Origin of the sequence: Micromonospora sp. NPDC051543 (genome assembly GCF_044454415.1) — a bacterium.
Classification (GTDB): domain Bacteria; phylum Actinomycetota; class Actinomycetes; order Mycobacteriales; family Micromonosporaceae; genus Micromonospora.
The window spans coordinates 11318-26101 of record NZ_JBITDT010000005.1 but is presented as its reverse complement, the minus strand read 5'-3'; the positions used below and the strand labels follow the sequence as shown (position 1 = coordinate 26101).

The following is a 14784-nucleotide window of genomic DNA, read 5'->3' as shown; positions in this document are numbered from 1 at the left end:
GCGCCGTTGGCTTCAGATCAGGCGGACGGACAACCGTCGGGACCGGCTGTCGCGCGCAGTTTCCCGGTGACAAACCATCATGTTTGGCGCTGCGCGGGCACGAGCCCTTGATCGCCCAGACATCGACCTCTACCGTTTCGGGACACCGACCGCAGGGTGGGAGAGCCGAGGAACGGCTTGCCCTGGCGGTACCGCTGGAAGCGCACGGGGCGCGGACAACAGGTCTGGCTCCAGTAGGGAGTGGAAGATCATGATTCGTAAGGCTCTCAGTCCCATCCGCCTGGCGATGGCCGCGATGATGGCGATGATCGTCGTCGTTGCCGTCCAGGCGCCCGCTCAAGCCGCATTGCCATCTGGCTACACCGTCGTGACCTACACGGAGGCACGCGACGGCGCGTCGTACGACCGAACGGTCACCCTCTTCGACCCGAGCGACACCGCCGCCGGCTCCGGTGAGTTCCAGGCGGATCCGTACTCAGGTACCCCCGGCGACGCGCTCCGCGCGTGTGACTGGCTCGCCGACGGGTGGGGCATAGAGATCTGGCTGGACACCGACCCCGGCTCCGGCTGGGACCGTAAGGCATCGACCCGGGGCCAGAACTCGCCCTATTGCAGCCCGTGGGCCAGCGGCGACATCGCCGAGGACACGCTGATCTGGATCAAGGTCTGTCTGGTGAAGTCGACCACCGAGTACTGCGACCAGATCAGGACCGCCAGGGCCTGACGTGCCGGCACCGCGTACCGGCAGGACCAGCACACGCCGGCTGCGGCCACTCGCATCAGGAAGCGGCCCCTCCTTAACGCGCAGGCGTTGCGGAGGGGCCGTCCTCTTACTGCTCAGACGCCGTGCGGGACGGCGCCCCAGCCCTCGACGTCGGACGGCTTGCGCGTCTCCGGGCCCACGTAGCGGGCGGACGGCCGGACCAGCCGCTGGAGGCGCTTCTGCTCCAGGATGTGCGCGCTCCAGCCGCCCATCCGCGCGCAGGTGAACATCGACGTGAACATGTGCGCCGGCACCTCGGCGAAGTCCAGCACGACGGCCGACCAGAACTCGACGTTGGTGGCCAGCACCCGGTCCGGACGGCGGGCCTGAAGCTCGGCCAGGGCGGCCTTCTCCAGCGCCTCGGCGATCTCGAAGCGCGGCGCGCCCAGCTCCTTGGCGGTGCGCCGGAGCACGCGGGCGCGCGGGTCCTCGGCACGGTAGACCCGGTGGCCGAAGCCCATCAGCCGCTCGCCGCGGTCGAGGACACCCTTGACGTACCCCTCGGCGTCGCCGCTGCGCTCCACCGCCTCGAGCATGGTGAGCACGCGCGACGGCGCGCCACCGTGCAGCGGGCCGGAGAGGGCGCCGATGCCGGACGAGATGCAGGCCGCGGCGTCGGCGCCGGTGGAGGCGACGATGCGCGCGGTGAAGGTCGAGGCGTTCAGGCCGTGCTCGGCGGCCGAGATGAAGTACGCGTCGACGGCCTTGACGTGCCGCGGGTCCGGCTCGCCCCGCCAGCGCTTCATGAACCGCTCGACGATGGTCTGCGCCTTGTCGATCTCCTTCTGCGGCACCGCCGGCAGGCCGAGACCGCGAGCGGACTGGGCGACGAAGGAGAGCGCGGTCACCGAAACCCGGGCCAGGTCCTCGCGGGCCTGCTCGTCGGAGATGTCCAGCAGCTGGCTGAGGCCCCAGTACGGCGCCAGCATGGCGACCGCCGACTGCACGTCGACCCGGATGTCACCGGAGTGCACCGGCACCGGGAACGGCTCCGCCGGCGGCAGGCCCGGCCCGAACCGGCCGTCGACCAGCAGCGCCCAGACGTTGCCGAACGAGACCTGGCCGATCAGATCCTCGATGTCGACCCCGCGATAGCGCAGCGCGCCACCCTCGCGGTCGGGTTCGGCGATCTCGGTCTCGAAGGCGACGACGCCCTCCAGACCGGGTTTGAAGTCGGCCATGTCGCTCTCCTGGATCTGGTCGGTACGCCCGATCAGCTGATCCGGCCCGGTCGGCCGAGCGCCTTAGGCGACCCTCAGGGATGTGTTCGGAACATCTTGCCTGCTGGGTAACCGGATACGCGACCCAGTGCGACTGTGCTGCACGCGACATCTCAGGGCGCGCATTCTCCGCGCCGGTCGGTGAGACTGGGCGAAGCGGTCTGGCCAGCGCGGGAGGGTGCCGGTCAGCACGCCGAGAAGGAGTGGGGACGTGACGGGCGACACACCAGCCCCGGCTGCGATGCGTAACGAGTACGCCGCGGACCTGGGCCTGACCGAGGCTGACCTGGCCGCCGACTGGTACACCCAGTTCGACAGGTGGTTCGCCGACGCGGTGGCTCACGGGCTGCCCGAACCCAACGCCATGGTGGTCGGCACGGCCGACGCCGCCGGCCGGCCGAGTGGGCGGACCGTGCTGCTCAAGGGGTACGACCCGGACGGCTTCGTCTTCTTCACCAACCACCTGTCCCGCAAGGGCGTCGAGGCGGCCGGCAACCCGTACGCCAGCCTGGTCTTTCCGTGGTTTCCGATGCAGCGGCAGGTGGTGGTCGCAGGAGTGATCGCCCCGGTCGAGCGGGCGCTGACCGAGTCGTACTTCGCCAGCCGGCCGCGCGGGTCGCAGGTGGGCGCGTGGGCCAGCCCGCAGTCGTCCGTGGTGCCGGACCGGGCCACGTTGGAGGAGCGCTACCGCGAGGTGGCCGAGCGGTACGACGACGAGAGCGCCATCCCGCCCCCGCCGCACTGGGGTGGCCTACGGGTCCGGCCGGACTCGGTGGAGTTCTGGCAGGGCCGGTCCGGTCGGCTGCACGACCGCCTGCGCTTCCGTCGCGTCGACGCAAGCGACTGGATCGTCGAGCGGTTGGCGCCGTGACCGGTGTGCAGGAGGCCCGGCCGCGCGGAGCGCGCCGCTGGGCGATCGACGTCCGCCCGCTGCGCGTCCCGGCGTACCGGCGGCTGTGGCTCGGCAACACCGTGGCGATGTTCGGCTTCCAGTTCACCGCCGTCGCGGTGCCGGTGGAGATGTACGCCCTCACCCGGGACTCGTTCTGGGTCGGCCTGCTGGGCGTGGCTGCCTTCGTACCCCTGCTGATCTTCGGGCTCTGGGGTGGCGCGGTCGCCGACGCCCGCGACCGCCGTGCGGTGCTGCTCGGCGGCTCATTGTTGCTCTGGGCATCCACCCTCGGGCTGCTGGTGCAGGCGCTGCTGAACGTGGGCAGCCCGGTGCTGCTGCTGGTGTTGATGGCGGTGCAGTCGGTGGCGTTCGCGATCACCTCGCCGGCCCGCAGCGCCATGCTGCCCCGGCTGGTCCCCGACGACCTCGTCCCGGCCGCCAGCACCCTCAACTACACGACCTTCACCGCCGCGTCGGTCGCCGGTCCGCTCGCCGCCGGCCTCATCCTCGCCGCCTCGTCGGACACGCGGGTGGTGTTGCCGATCGCGTACGGGGTGGACGCGGTGCTGTTCACGGCGATGCTCTGGGCGGCGCTGCGCCTGCCGGCGCTGCCGCCCGAGCCGAGCGCCGACGGTCAGGTCCGCCGTGCCGGCCTGGCCAGCGTCATCGACGGTTTCCGGTACCTGGCCACCACGCCCGTCCTGCTGCTCTCCTTCGGGGTGGACCTGATCGCGATGATCCTGGCCATGCCGCGGGCCCTGTTTCCGGAGATCGCCAACGAGCGGTTCGGTGGGGGCGGCTCGGTCGGCCTGCTCTACAGCGCCATCGCGATCGGCTCCATGATCGGCGGACTGACCTCCGGCTGGATCGGTCGGCTCCGCCGGCAGGGCGTCGGCCTGGTCGTCGCGGTGGTCGGCTGGGGCCTTGCGATCGCCGCCGCCGGACTCGCGCACCAGCTCTGGCTGATGGTCCTGCTGCTCGCCGTGGCCGGCGCCGCCGACCTGGTCAGCGCCGTACTCCGCCAGTCCATGCTGCTGGTGTACGCGCCGGACCGCATGCGCGGCCGACTCCAGGGCGTCAACACGGTGGTGGTGGCCGGTGGGCCCCGCCTCGGCGACCTGCGGGCCGGCACCATGGCGGCCGGGTTCGGCGGCGGGGTGGCCTGGGTCGCCGGCGGACTCGCCTCGGCGGTGCTCGTGGTGGTGCTCGCGGTCGCCTTCCCGGCGCTGCTGCGCTACCGGGCCACGACGGCGTCGAGCGGCGACCGGCCGTGACCGGTTAGGGTCGCCGGCATGGAAAGCCCTGAGCAGCGCCCCTTCTCCGGCGCACAGTGGACCATCGCCGCCGCGGGCCACGAAGCCGTCATCGTCGAGGTGGGCGGCGGGCTGCGGACGTACCGGCACGACGGCGTCGACCTGCTCGACGGGTACGGCGTCGACGAGGTCTGCCCCGGCTGCGCCGGACAGGTTCTCGCTCCCTGGCCGAACCGGATCCGGGACGGGCGCTACGCGTACGGCGACCGGACGCACCAGCTCGCGCTGACCGAGCCGGAGCGGCACGTCGCCATCCACGGGCTGGTCAACTGGGTGCCGTGGCGGCTGTTGGAGCAGTCCACGGACGCGGTGACCCTCGGCTACGACCTGCCGCCGCAGCCCGGCTACGAGTGGCCGCTGCGGCTGGTCAGCCGGTGGAGCGTGAGCGCGGACGGTCTGCGGGCCGAGCACGAGGTGACGAACGTGGGCACCGAGGTCGCCCCGTTCGGCTTCTCCGTGCACCCGTACCTGCAACTGCCGGGTGTCGCCGTGGACGACCTGGTCATGCGGATGCCGGCGCGTACCCGGATCATGGTGGACGGTCGGTTGCTCCCGGTCGGCGCGACGCCGGTGGCCGGCACCGAGTACGACTGGACCAGCCCGCGCCGGATCGGCGACGCCGAGTTGGACCTGTGCTTCGGCGAGGTCGTCCGCGACGCCGACGGCGGCTCCTCGGTGAGCCTCGCGGCACCGGATTCCTCGTCCGGGGTGAGCATCTGGGCGGACGCGGAGTTCGGCTGGTGGCAGGTCTTCACCGGCGACGCGCTCACCGGCGAACGACACCGCCGGTCGGTGGCGATCGAGCCGATGACCTGCCCGCCGGACGCGTTCCGGTCGGGCAAGGACGTGCTCGCGCTCAAGCCCGGCGCGACCTGGCGGGGTGCCTGGGGCATCCGTCCCGGGGCCTGATGGAGTTCGCAGAGGTCGTCCGCCGTCGACGGATGATCCGCAACTACGACCCGGACCGCCCCGTCCCGCCCGACGTGGTGGACCGGCTGCTCGGCCACGCCGTACGCGCCCCGTCGGCCGGCTTCGCCCAGGGCTGGGGTTTCCTGGTGCTGGAGGAACCGGCGGACCGGGAGCGGTTCTGGGCGGCGACCACGCCCGACGGCGGAGGCCGGGAGCGCTGGCTGGCCGGGATGCGACGCGCGCCGCTCATCGTGGTGCCACACGCCAACGAGTCGGCCTACCTGACGCGGTACGCGGAGCCCGACAAGGGCTGGACCGACCGGTCGAAGGACCGCTGGCCGGTGCCCTACTGGTACGTCGACACCGGCTTCGCCGCGCTGCTCATGCTGCTCACGGCGGTGGACGAGGGGCTGGGGGCGTGTTTCTTCGGTATCCCACCCCAGCGACTGGCCGCGTACCGGGAGAGCTTCGGAGTGCCGGCGGAGTACCAGCCCATCGGTGCCGTCACAATCGGTTACCGCGCACCGGACCATCGGTCACCATCGTTGCGGCGCCGCCGGCGCGAAATCGACGAGGTGGTGCGGCGCGGCCGGTGGAGCTGAGCGTCGCGTCCCGTTCGTCGGGTTGAGGATCGGACGAGCGATAGCGAAACTGACATCAGGGAGCAGAACGTCGCGTGCGCGGGGCCGCTAGGCTGGCACGGTCATGGGCGCCGCGCCGCGCGGCGCCCGCCGCGGCCCGGCTCGGCGCCGTCGGTCCGTCCGGTCTCGGGGAGGGGAGCGTGCCGTCGTGATCTTCAGAGCGGTCCGGGACGGGCGTCCCTACCCGGAGCACAACCTGACGCTCAAGCAGTGGGCGGAGATTCCGCCCCGTCCGCTGCGTCTGGATCAGTTGATCACCACCAAGCGCGAGTTGGCGCTCGACAAGCTCCTCGCGGAGGACTCGACCTTCTACGGCGACCTCTTCCCGCACGTCGTGCAGTGGAGCGGTGGCCTCTACCTGGAGGACGGGCTGCACCGCGCGCTGCGCGCCGCGCTGCAACAGCGCAACCAGATCCACGCCCGGGTCCTGGTGCTCTCCGAGCCCGTCGACTGAGCGCGAGTGAGCGGCCCGGCCGCCTGAGGCTTCATTAAGGTGGCGGCATGACTGCCCTCGATCTGCTCGACCTGGACCCGTCGTTCACCGAGGAGGAGCGGCAGATCCGCGATGTCGTCCGCCGACTGGTCGACGACCGGGTCCGCCCGCACGTCGCCGACTGGTACGAGGAGGGTCGTGTGCCGGCCCGCGAGCTGGCCCGGGAGTTCGGCAAGCTCGGGCTGCTCGGCATGCACCTGAGCGGGTACGGCTGCGCGGGCGCGTCCGCCGTCGCGTACGGGCTGGCATGTCAGGAGTTGGAGGCCGCCGACTCGGGTGTGCGTTCGCTGGTCTCGGTGCAGGGCTCGCTGGCGATGTACGCCATCTGGCGCTTCGGCAGCGAGGAGCAGAAGCAGCGCTGGCTGCCCCCGATGGCGATCGGCGAGGCGATCGGCTGCTTCGGCCTCACCGAGCCCGACCACGGCTCCGACCCGGGGTCCATGGCCACCCGGGCCCGTCGCGACGGCGACGACTGGGTGCTCACCGGCGGCAAGATGTGGATCACCAACGCGCCGATCGCCGACGTCGCCGTGATCTGGGCGCGGACCGACGACGGGGTACGCGGTTTCGCCGTACCCATGGACACGCCCGGCGTGACGGCGCGCGAGATCCGCCGCAAGATGTCGCTGCGCGCGTCGCTGACCGGCGAGATCGTGCTCGACGACGTCCGGCTTCCGGCCGACGCCCAACTGCCCGGGGCCGTCGGGCTCAAGGCCCCGCTGAGCTGCCTGACCGAGGCCCGCCACGGCATCGTCTGGGGGGCCGTCGGTGCGGCGCGCGACTGCCTGGAAACCACCCTGGCGTACGCCACCACGCGCACCCAGTTCGGCCGACCGCTCGCCGCGTTTCAACTCACCCAGGCCAAGCTCGCCGACATGGCCGTCGAGCTGGTGAAGGCGCAACTGCTCGCGCTGCACCTCGGCCGGCTCGCCGACGCCGGCCGGCTCCGCCCCGACCAGGTGAGCGTGGGCAAGCTGAACAACGTGCGGGAGGCGCTGGCCATCGCCCGGCAGTGCCGCACCATCCTCGGCGCCAACGGCGTCTCCGGCGAGTACCCGGTGCTGCGGCACGCGAACAACCTGGAGAGCGTGTTGACGTACGAGGGCACCTCGGAGATCCACCAGCTGATCGTCGGCCAGCGGCTCACCGGGCTCTCCGCCTTCGCTTGACCTGCCCATTTACACATTCCGGCCGCTCGCCGCGCGGCTGTCGTACGGGGGCCGTACCGTCATTGACAGACGACGTGTCTGACGAGGACGGTGAGTGTGATGGCTCGCGACGCTGACATCAACGAGCCCACGAGGGAGTTCCCCGGTTACCCGACCGGCGACGACCTCAGGGAGCGCTCGGCCGCGACACCCGACCCGACTCCGGGCGGGCCGGATGGCACTGATGGTCCCGGCACCGGCGGGGGTGGGGGTGGGGGTGCTGCCCGCGGGCTGCTCCTGCTGCTCGGCGCCGCCGCGCTGGCCGTGGTGGTGCTGCTCGGCGTGCAGGCGACCGGCTTCCTGCCGGACTTCCGTAACCCGTTCGCCAAGGAGCAGACCGACCGCAGCCAGCCGCCGCTGCTGAAGTCGATCCAGGATCTGAGCCGCTACGTGGCGGCCGAGGGCAACTTCCAGGTCGTGGTCGACACCCAGAACGACCGGCGCAACGTCCCGGACTTCCTGCTCAACGAGCGCACGCTGTTCGTCGGAGCCGGCAGCGTCGAGGCGTACGTCGACTTCACCAAGATCGGTGAAGGTGCCGTGGTGCAGTCCGCCGACGGCAAGTCCGTCGAGATCAAGCTGCCCGCGCCGCAGCTCGGCGAGACCAACCTCGACATGGAGAAGAGCTACGTCTTCGCCGAGCAGCGTGGCCTGCTCAACCGGCTCGGTGACCTGGTCGGCAACGACCCCAACCGGCAGCAGCAGATCTACCAGCTCGCCGAGGATCGGATCACCGCCGCCGCCCGGGACAGCGGGCTCTCCGCCCGCGCCGAGGAGAACACCCGAAAAATGCTGGAGGGGCTGCTGCGCTCGCTGGGCTACCAGCAGGTCACGGTCACCTACACGGCCCCCTGACCCCGGCGCCTCGGCGCTCTGGTGTTGCGGCAGCGCCCGTCCCGACGATGGTCGGGGCGGGCGCTGCCGTGTCTGCGAGTGTTGGCCGGTCGCCCTGCCTGCCGCGCTGTCGTCTCTGGCGAGAGGCCCGCGCAGGGAGCGGACCGTCGGCATGGGTCTGCGATGTACGACGAGCTGCCCGCCAAGATCTGCACAACTTCAGGGATCCTGCTGACTCACGGACGCCGGAGGCAGCAGTATCCCCGAAGTTGCGGCCGGCTGTGCCCGGCCCGACCGGCTGGGGTCGGGGCGGGGATCAGTGGCCGGTGGAGGCCAGGTAGCGGTCCTCGTTGGGCATGAGGATCCAGAGGATCAGGTAGACGACCACCTGGGTGCCGGGCAGCAGCAGGGACAGCAGGAACAGCAGCCGGACCATTCCGGCGGACATGCCGAACCGCTGACCGAGGCCGGCGCAGACACCGGCGAGCATGCGCCCCTGGCGGGGTCGGACCAGTTTGCGACTCATCGTCGTACTCCCACTCTGCGGCGGTGCGCCGCGTCTGCAATCCACGGTAGAAAGGGGCGGCCGCTCCGCCCTCGGTCCCGAGGAGGATCAGCGACCCGTGGACCCGTAGGTACTTACCCGTGCGGCCCCCGCTCGACGCCCCCCGCGCTCGGCGCCCCCGCGCTCGGCGCCCCCGCGCTCGGCGCCCCCGCGCCGCCCGCGTCCTTGCGCCCGCGTCTTGCGCCCGCGTCCTTGCGCCCGCGTCCTTGCGCCCGCGTCCTTGCGCCCGCGTCCTTGCGCCCGCGTCCTTGCGCCCGCGTCCTTGCGCCCGCGCGCTCCACGTCCCCGTCCCCACGCCCGCGTCCCCACGCCCGCGTCCCCACGCCAAGGTCGCGCTCGATCCAGGATGTAGTGGCCTCGGACGCGGGGGAGGCCACTACATCCAGGATCGAGCACGATCATGTGGGCTGGGCTGGGCTGGGCTGGGCACGCGGCCTGGCGGGGCACGCGGCCTGGGCGGGGCAGGCGGCCTGGCGGGGCAGGCGGGGCACGCGGCCTGGCGGGGCAGGCGGCCTGGCGGGGCAGGCGGGGCACGCGGCCTGGCGGGGCAGGCGGCCTGGGCGGGGCACGCGGGCCTGGCGGGGCAGGCGGCCTGGGCGGGGCACGCGGGCCTGGCGGGGCAGGCGGGCTGGGCCCGGCACGCGGGCTGCGCGGGGTGGCCGAGGGATGTCCGGCAATCGGCGGTCGGATGGCCGCGCCGCCATGATCGGATGGACCGGTTGCGGTGCTCGGGTAAGGGGTGAGCAGGGCAGGTAGGCTGACAGGTCGGGCACCCGCACCCCGGGTGACCGGCGGCCACCCGACCGGGCGGTCACGAGCGGGGCTGCCGACCGGCGGCCACGACCGGGCGAACCCCGTACCCCGGGAGCACGCCGAGGAAGCGCAGCCATGATCAGTGTTTTCGACCTCTTCAGCGTCGGCATCGGGCCGTCCAGCTCGCACACGGTGGGGCCAATGCGGGCGGCGCGTACGTTCGTCGCCGGGCTCAAGGCCGACGGGCTGCTCACCGACACCGAGCGGGTGCAGGCGGAGCTGTTCGGCTCACTGGGCGCCACCGGGCACGGGCACGGCAGCGGGCCGGCGGTGCTGCTGGGGCTTGCCGGCGAGTCCCCGGAGACGGTCGACACGGACACCGTCGGTCCTCGCGTGGAGCGTATCCGCGCCGAGCGGCGGATCAGCCTCCTCGACGCGCACGAGATCGACTTCGACCCCGATCGGGACCTGACGCTGCACCGCCGCCGGTCGTTGCCGTACCACCCGAACGGGATGACCTTCGCGGCCTTCAACGCGGCCGGCGAGGAGGTCAGGACCCGCACCTACTACTCCGTGGGCGGCGGTTTCGTGGTGGACGAGGCGGCGGCGGGCGCGGACCGGATCAAGCCGGACAGCACGCCGGTGCGGTACCCGTTCCTGACCGGGGCGCAGCTTCTCGACGTCACCAGCGCCACCGGGCTGTCGATCAGCGAGGTGATGCTGGCCAACGAGCGCTCGTGGCGCAGCGAGGCGGAGATCCGGGCGGGCCTGCTGGAGATCTGGCGGGTGATGCGCGAGTGCGTGCAGCGCGGTTGCGAGCGGGACGGCGTACTCCCTGGGGGTTTGAAGGTCCGGCGGCGCGCGGCGGAGCTGCGGCGCGGGCTGGAGGCGGACGCCGGGACGGCCGACCCGCTGCACGCGATGGACTGGGTGACGCTGTTCGCCCTGGCGGTGAACGAGGAGAACGCCGCCGGAGGTCGGGTGGTGACCGCCCCGACGAACGGCGCGGCGGGGATCATTCCGGCGGTGCTGCACTACTACCGCCGCTTCATCGACAAAGCCGACGACGACGGGGTGGTGCGGTTCCTGCTCGCGGCCGGCGCGATCGGGGTGCTGTTCAAGGAGAACGCGTCGATCTCCGGCGCGGAGGTCGGCTGCCAGGGTGAGGTCGGCTCGGCGTGTTCGATGGCGGCGGCGGGTCTGGCCGAGGCGCTCGGCGGCACGCCGGAGCAGGTGGAGAACGCGGCCGAGATCGGGATGGAGCACAACCTCGGGTTGACCTGTGACCCGGTGGGTGGCCTGGTGCAGATCCCCTGCATCGAGCGCAACGCCGTGGCTAGCATCAAGGCGATCACGGCCGCCCGGCTCGCGCTGCGCGGCGACGGCGTGCACGCGGTGTCGCTGGACAAGGTCATCAAGACCATGCGGGAGACGGGCGCCGACATGAAGGTCAAGTACAAGGAGACGGCGCGTGGCGGTCTGGCCGTCAACGTGATCGAGTGCTGAAGCCGGTCGATTCAGGGCATTCGTTCACCGACTGCTAACCTGGCGTCCGTTTGCGGGAGGCGGGAGGCGGCGGTGACCTCTGGCGTCGCGGCCCTGTGGTCGCACCGCAACTCGCTGCGCATCCTGGTCCGGCGGGACCTGGCGGTCAAGTACCAGCAGTCGGTGCTGGGCTACTTCTGGTCGCTGATCGAGCCGCTGGGCATGGGCGCGATCTACTGGTTCGTCTTCGGGGTGCTCTACTCCCGCGACACCGGCCGGCACCTCGGCGAGGCCGCCGGGTCGTACCCGCTGTTCCTGATCACCGGCATCTTCGCCTGGATGTGGACCAGTTCGGCCCTGAGTGAGGCGACCAACGCGCTGACCGGCCAGTCCCGGCTGATCACCACGATGAACGTGCCCCGGCAGGTCTTTCCGATCGGCCGGGTCAGCGGACGGTTCGCCGAGTACGCGGCCGGCCTGCCGATCCTGGCCGCCATCGCGGTGATCTACGCGGCGCACGGGCGGATCCACCCCGGCTGGTCGCTGCTGGCCCTGCCGCTGGCGGTGGCCGTGCAGGCCGTGCTGTTGATCGGGCTGGCCCTGTTGCTGTCGGCCTGGAACGTGCTGATGCGCGACGTGGAACGGCTGATGCGGCTGATCATCCGGGTGCTCTTCTACGCCACGCCGATCATCTATCCGCTCAGCCTGGTCCGGGAGTCCGGCCTGCCGCACTGGCTGAAGGTGGTGTACGAGCTGAACCCGCTGGTCGGGATCTTCCAGCTGCACCACGCGATCTGGTACCCGGACGAGTTTCCCGACGCCCGGCTGCTCGCCACGACGATCGTCGGCAGCCTGCTGGTGCTGGCCGCGGGCTGGTGGTCGTTCCGCCGGTTGGAGCCCGCCGTGCTCAAGGAGCTCTGAGTGGCCGCGCCGATCATCGAGGCGGACGGTCTGGGCATCCGGTTCGTCCGCAATCGTCGCCGCCAGCTGCGGCTGCGGGAGTTGTTCATCCATCGGGGTGGGCGCGGCGCCCTGCCCGGCCAGTTCTGGCCGTTGCGCGACGTGTCGTTCACCGTCGAGCCGGGCGAGACCGTCGGCGTGATCGGCCGCAACGGCACCGGCAAGAGCACGCTGCTGCGGCTGATCGCCGGGGTGCTCATCCCGGACGAGGGCGACATCCGGGTGCACGGCGCGGTGGCGCCGCTGCTGGAGTTGTCCGCCGGCTTCTCCAATGACCTGACCGGCCGGGAGAACCTGCACCTGGTCGGTGGGCTGCACGGGCTGTCGACGGGCTACCTGAAGCGGCACTTCGACGAGATCGTCGAGTTCGCCGGCGAGCAGGTGGAACGGGCCATCGACACGTCGGTTCGGCACTACTCGTCGGGGATGAAGGTGCGGCTGGGCTTCGCGATCATCTCGCATCTGCCGCATCCGATCCTGCTGATGGACGAGGTGACCGCGGTCGGGGACGCGGAGTTCCGCAAGAAGTGTTACGCGACGATTGACCGTCTGCTCGGGGAGGGGCGCACGCTCGTGCTGGTGTCACACAACGAAAAGGACCTGACCCGGTTCTGCCGTCGGGGGTTGTACCTCGACGCGGGCCGGTTGACGCTCGACGGCACCATCGCCGAGGCGCTCGACGCGTACCACGCCGCGGTCCCGCGGTGACGCTCGCGATCGTGCTCGCCGCCGGGAGTTCCGCGGCGGGCCTCACCACCGCGAGCGGCGAGCCGTTGGCCGACCGGCTCGCCGACCAGCTGCGCCGGGCCGGCGCGGCCGAGGTGCGCTTCGCCGCCACCCTGGACGAGCTGGCCGCGCTGGCCGACGCCGCCACCGGTCCGCTGCTGGTCACCGGCACCGACCTGGTGGCGCACACCGCCGTGCTGCGGCACCTCGCCACCAGCCCGGTGGGACCGACCGTGGCGCTGGTGCTGGGTGACCCGCCGGTGCCGGGCCGGACGGCCGTGCGCGAGGAGCGGGGCCAGGTGGTCGACGCGGGCCCGCTTGACGCTCTCGACGGCGACGCGACCGGCGTGTTCGGTGGCGCGCTCCGGGTCGGCGTGGACGACCTGCCGACCCTCGCCGCCGCCGCCCGGGCCGCCGCCGTCGGCGCGCGGCCAATCGCCGCCCCGGTCGGCCCGGCCGGGGACGTGTCGCCGCTGCCGGCGACCGGGTCCGCCGGCCACGACGCCCCCGGGTCCGCCGTGGACCGGCTCGTCGCGGGTCTCGCGGCCCTCGGCACCCTGATCTTCGCCCAGCGGGTACGTCTGCTCGTGGCGCACCGGGTCGAGGACGCCGCCGCCCTGGTCGCCGCCGAGGCGGCGGTGACGTCGGTCGACGAGGACCGGGCCGAGCTGCGACTGTCGGTGAAGGATCGCGACGACTTCTTCTCGACGTACTTCGTCAGCACCTGGTCGCCGTACGTGGTGCGGTTGGCGGCCCGGCTGCGGCTCACCCCCACCGGGGTGACGGTGATCTCGGTGCTCTTCGCGTTGGGTGCCGCGGTGCTGTTCGGGGTCGGTGGGCGGCTCGCGCTCGTCAGCGGCGCGGTGCTGCTCTACCTGGGCTTCGTGTTGGACTGCGTGGATGGCCAGTTGGCCCGCTACACCCGGCACTTCAGCGCCTGGGGCGGCTGGCTGGACACGATGGCCGACCGGGCCAAGGAGTACCTGGTCTACGCCGGTCTGGGCTTCGGCGTGAGCCACGCCGGGCTGGGCAACGGCTGGGCCCTCGCCATCGCCGCGATGACGTTGCAGACCGTCCGGCACATGACCGACACCTGGTACGGGGCGCTGCACGACGAGGCGGCCCGCCGACCGCGGACGACGACGGGCGCCAGCGGCGGTATCGGTGACCGGCTGAACGCCGCGTCCACCCGGGTGCAGGCGGACACCGGCTCGGTGTCGTACTGGCTGAAGCGGACCGTGGTCTTCCCGATCGGGGAGCGCTGGGCGCTGATCGCGCTGACCGTGGCGCTGTTCAACCCGCTGGTCAGCCTGATCGCGGTGCTGGTGTGGGGTGGGCTGGCGTTCGCGTACACCGGTGCCCTGCGGACGCTGCGGGCCCGCTGGATGTGGGTGCCGGTGCTGGACACGGTCGACGCCACCCTGCACCGCGACGACGGTCCGTTGGCCCGTCGACTGCCGGTGGTCCGCCCGATGGGGCCGCTCACCCTGGCGGTGATCGCCGCGCTCGGTCCGGCGGCGCTGCTGGTCGTTGCCCTGTTGGGCGACGCGCCGGACGGGCTGCGCTGGGCGGTGCCGGTGGCGTTGCTGGTGCTGCTGGCCGGCGGCCTCGGCGCGGGGGCCGCGCACAACGGGCCGCTGGACTGGCTGGTGCCGGCCGCGTTGCGGGCCGCCGAGTACCTGTTCGCGATCGCGGTCGGTGTGGTCGGTGGCGCGCCCGGATGGCTGATCTTCGGGTACGTCTTCGTGCTCACCGTGCACCACTACGACCTGACCGCCCGGTTGGAGAAGCGGCAGGCGGCACCCCCGCTGCACGCCGCCACGCTGGGCTGGGACGGACGATCGGTGCTGCTCGCCCTCCTGGCGATTGCCGGCATCGTGAGTATCGGCATGGCTACACTCGGTGCGTACCTTCTCGTGGTTTTCGTGGTGAGTGTCGTCCTGGCCTGGTTCGTCCGGCCGGCCCGTGGCGCGCGGGCGTCGGCCGCGCCGGTGGGCGCGGGAGGTGTCGCGCCGCGCTGAC

General features: G+C 72.1%; 14 protein-coding genes. 12 read left to right on the top strand and 2 right to left on the bottom strand.

The window, feature by feature from the left end:
- The first annotated feature begins 250 nt into the window (after nucleotides 1-250).
- On the top strand, nucleotides 251-724 hold the full coding sequence (locus ACIA3K_RS10225; protein WP_396800338.1) for a hypothetical protein: 474 nt from the start codon (nucleotides 251-253) through the stop codon (nucleotides 722-724).
- Between the two features lie 113 nt (nucleotides 725-837).
- Here the strand turns inward: ACIA3K_RS10225 and ACIA3K_RS10220 are convergent, their stop codons facing one another.
- Complete coding sequence (locus tag ACIA3K_RS10220; protein WP_357123927.1) at nucleotides 838-1944, bottom strand: citrate synthase 2; 1107 nt, start codon at nucleotides 1942-1944, stop codon at nucleotides 838-840.
- A gap of 280 nt (nucleotides 1945-2224) precedes the next feature.
- Here ACIA3K_RS10220 and pdxH point away from each other — a divergent pair, with 280 nt between their 5' ends.
- The 7 genes from pdxH (at nucleotide 2225) to ACIA3K_RS10185 (ending at nucleotide 8294) form a co-directional block, all read left to right on the top strand.
- Nucleotides 2225-2854 carry a pyridoxamine 5'-phosphate oxidase gene (gene pdxH / locus ACIA3K_RS10215; protein WP_396800811.1) on the top strand — a complete coding sequence of 210 codons (630 nt, stop codon included), beginning with the start codon at nucleotides 2225-2227 and terminating at the stop codon, nucleotides 2852-2854.
- Nucleotides 2851-4149 (top strand): MFS transporter, encoded by a 1299-nt coding sequence (locus tag ACIA3K_RS10210; RefSeq protein ID WP_396800336.1) that lies wholly within the window; start codon nucleotides 2851-2853, stop codon nucleotides 4147-4149. The genes pdxH and ACIA3K_RS10210 overlap by 4 nt, the downstream gene beginning before the upstream one ends.
- 18 nt (nucleotides 4150-4167) lie before the next feature.
- Entirely contained in the window at nucleotides 4168-5097 is a 930-nt protein-coding gene (locus ACIA3K_RS10205; protein WP_396800334.1) for an aldose 1-epimerase family protein, read from the top strand.
- Nucleotides 5097-5699, top strand: a complete 603-nt coding sequence (locus ACIA3K_RS10200) for a nitroreductase family protein (protein WP_396800333.1) — start codon at nucleotides 5097-5099, stop codon at nucleotides 5697-5699. The genes ACIA3K_RS10205 and ACIA3K_RS10200 overlap by 1 nt, the downstream gene beginning before the upstream one ends.
- 187 nt (nucleotides 5700-5886) lie before the next feature.
- Nucleotides 5887-6192: a type II toxin-antitoxin system VapB family antitoxin gene (locus ACIA3K_RS10195; protein WP_393219867.1), complete on the top strand. Its 306-nt coding sequence runs from the start codon at nucleotides 5887-5889 to the stop codon at nucleotides 6190-6192.
- Between the two features lie 47 nt (nucleotides 6193-6239).
- Nucleotides 6240-7400: an acyl-CoA dehydrogenase family protein gene (locus tag ACIA3K_RS10190; protein ID WP_396800331.1), complete on the top strand. Its 1161-nt coding sequence runs from the start codon at nucleotides 6240-6242 to the stop codon at nucleotides 7398-7400.
- Between the two features lie 99 nt (nucleotides 7401-7499).
- The gene (locus tag ACIA3K_RS10185) at nucleotides 7500-8294 is read left to right on the top strand and encodes a DUF4230 domain-containing protein (protein ID WP_396800330.1); all 795 of its coding nucleotides are present in this window, start codon (nucleotides 7500-7502) and stop codon (nucleotides 8292-8294) included.
- Between the two features lie 295 nt (nucleotides 8295-8589).
- Here ACIA3K_RS10185 and ACIA3K_RS10180 read toward each other — a convergent pair whose 3' ends face one another.
- Entirely contained in the window at nucleotides 8590-8799 is a 210-nt protein-coding gene (locus ACIA3K_RS10180) for a PspC domain-containing protein (RefSeq protein ID WP_355049178.1), read from the bottom strand.
- 927 nt (nucleotides 8800-9726) lie between these two features.
- On the opposite strand from ACIA3K_RS10180, the gene ACIA3K_RS10175 reads away from it, so the two are divergent.
- From ACIA3K_RS10175 to ACIA3K_RS10160, 4 genes are all read left to right on the top strand, one after another.
- Nucleotides 9727-11097, top strand: a complete 1371-nt coding sequence (locus tag ACIA3K_RS10175) for an L-serine ammonia-lyase (protein WP_396800329.1) — start codon at nucleotides 9727-9729, stop codon at nucleotides 11095-11097.
- Nucleotides 11098-11169: 72 nt separating this feature from the next.
- Complete coding sequence (locus ACIA3K_RS10170; protein ID WP_355049176.1) at nucleotides 11170-11997, top strand: ABC transporter permease; 828 nt, start codon at nucleotides 11170-11172, stop codon at nucleotides 11995-11997.
- Nucleotides 11998-12744: an ABC transporter ATP-binding protein gene (locus ACIA3K_RS10165; RefSeq protein ID WP_203178085.1), complete on the top strand. Its 747-nt coding sequence runs from the start codon at nucleotides 11998-12000 to the stop codon at nucleotides 12742-12744.
- A complete protein-coding gene (locus tag ACIA3K_RS10160; protein WP_396800327.1) occupies nucleotides 12741-14783 on the top strand; it encodes a DUF5941 domain-containing protein in 2043 nt (680 codons plus the stop codon). The genes ACIA3K_RS10165 and ACIA3K_RS10160 overlap by 4 nt, the downstream gene beginning before the upstream one ends.
- Nucleotide 14784 lies beyond the last annotated feature (1 nt).

Bases quoted from the DNA above. Each gene is read 5' to 3' on its own strand.
- ACIA3K_RS10225 (WP_396800338.1), top strand. From the start codon at position 251: ATGATTCGTAAGGCTCTCAGTCCCATCCGCCTGGCGATGGCCGCGATG.
- ACIA3K_RS10220 (WP_357123927.1), bottom strand. From the start codon at position 1,944: ATGGCCGACTTCAAACCCGGTCTGGAGGGCGTCGTCGCCTTCGAGACC.
- pdxH (WP_396800811.1), top strand. From the start codon at position 2,225: ATGCGTAACGAGTACGCCGCGGACCTGGGCCTGACCGAGGCTGACCTG.
- ACIA3K_RS10205 (WP_396800334.1), top strand. From the start codon at position 4,168: ATGGAAAGCCCTGAGCAGCGCCCCTTCTCCGGCGCACAGTGGACCATC.
- ACIA3K_RS10200 (WP_396800333.1), top strand. From the start codon at position 5,097: ATGGAGTTCGCAGAGGTCGTCCGCCGTCGACGGATGATCCGCAACTAC.
- ACIA3K_RS10190 (WP_396800331.1), top strand. From the start codon at position 6,240: ATGACTGCCCTCGATCTGCTCGACCTGGACCCGTCGTTCACCGAGGAG.
- ACIA3K_RS10185 (WP_396800330.1), top strand. From the start codon at position 7,500: ATGGCTCGCGACGCTGACATCAACGAGCCCACGAGGGAGTTCCCCGGT.
- ACIA3K_RS10180 (WP_355049178.1), bottom strand. From the start codon at position 8,799: ATGAGTCGCAAACTGGTCCGACCCCGCCAGGGGCGCATGCTCGCCGGT.
- ACIA3K_RS10175 (WP_396800329.1), top strand. From the start codon at position 9,727: ATGATCAGTGTTTTCGACCTCTTCAGCGTCGGCATCGGGCCGTCCAGC.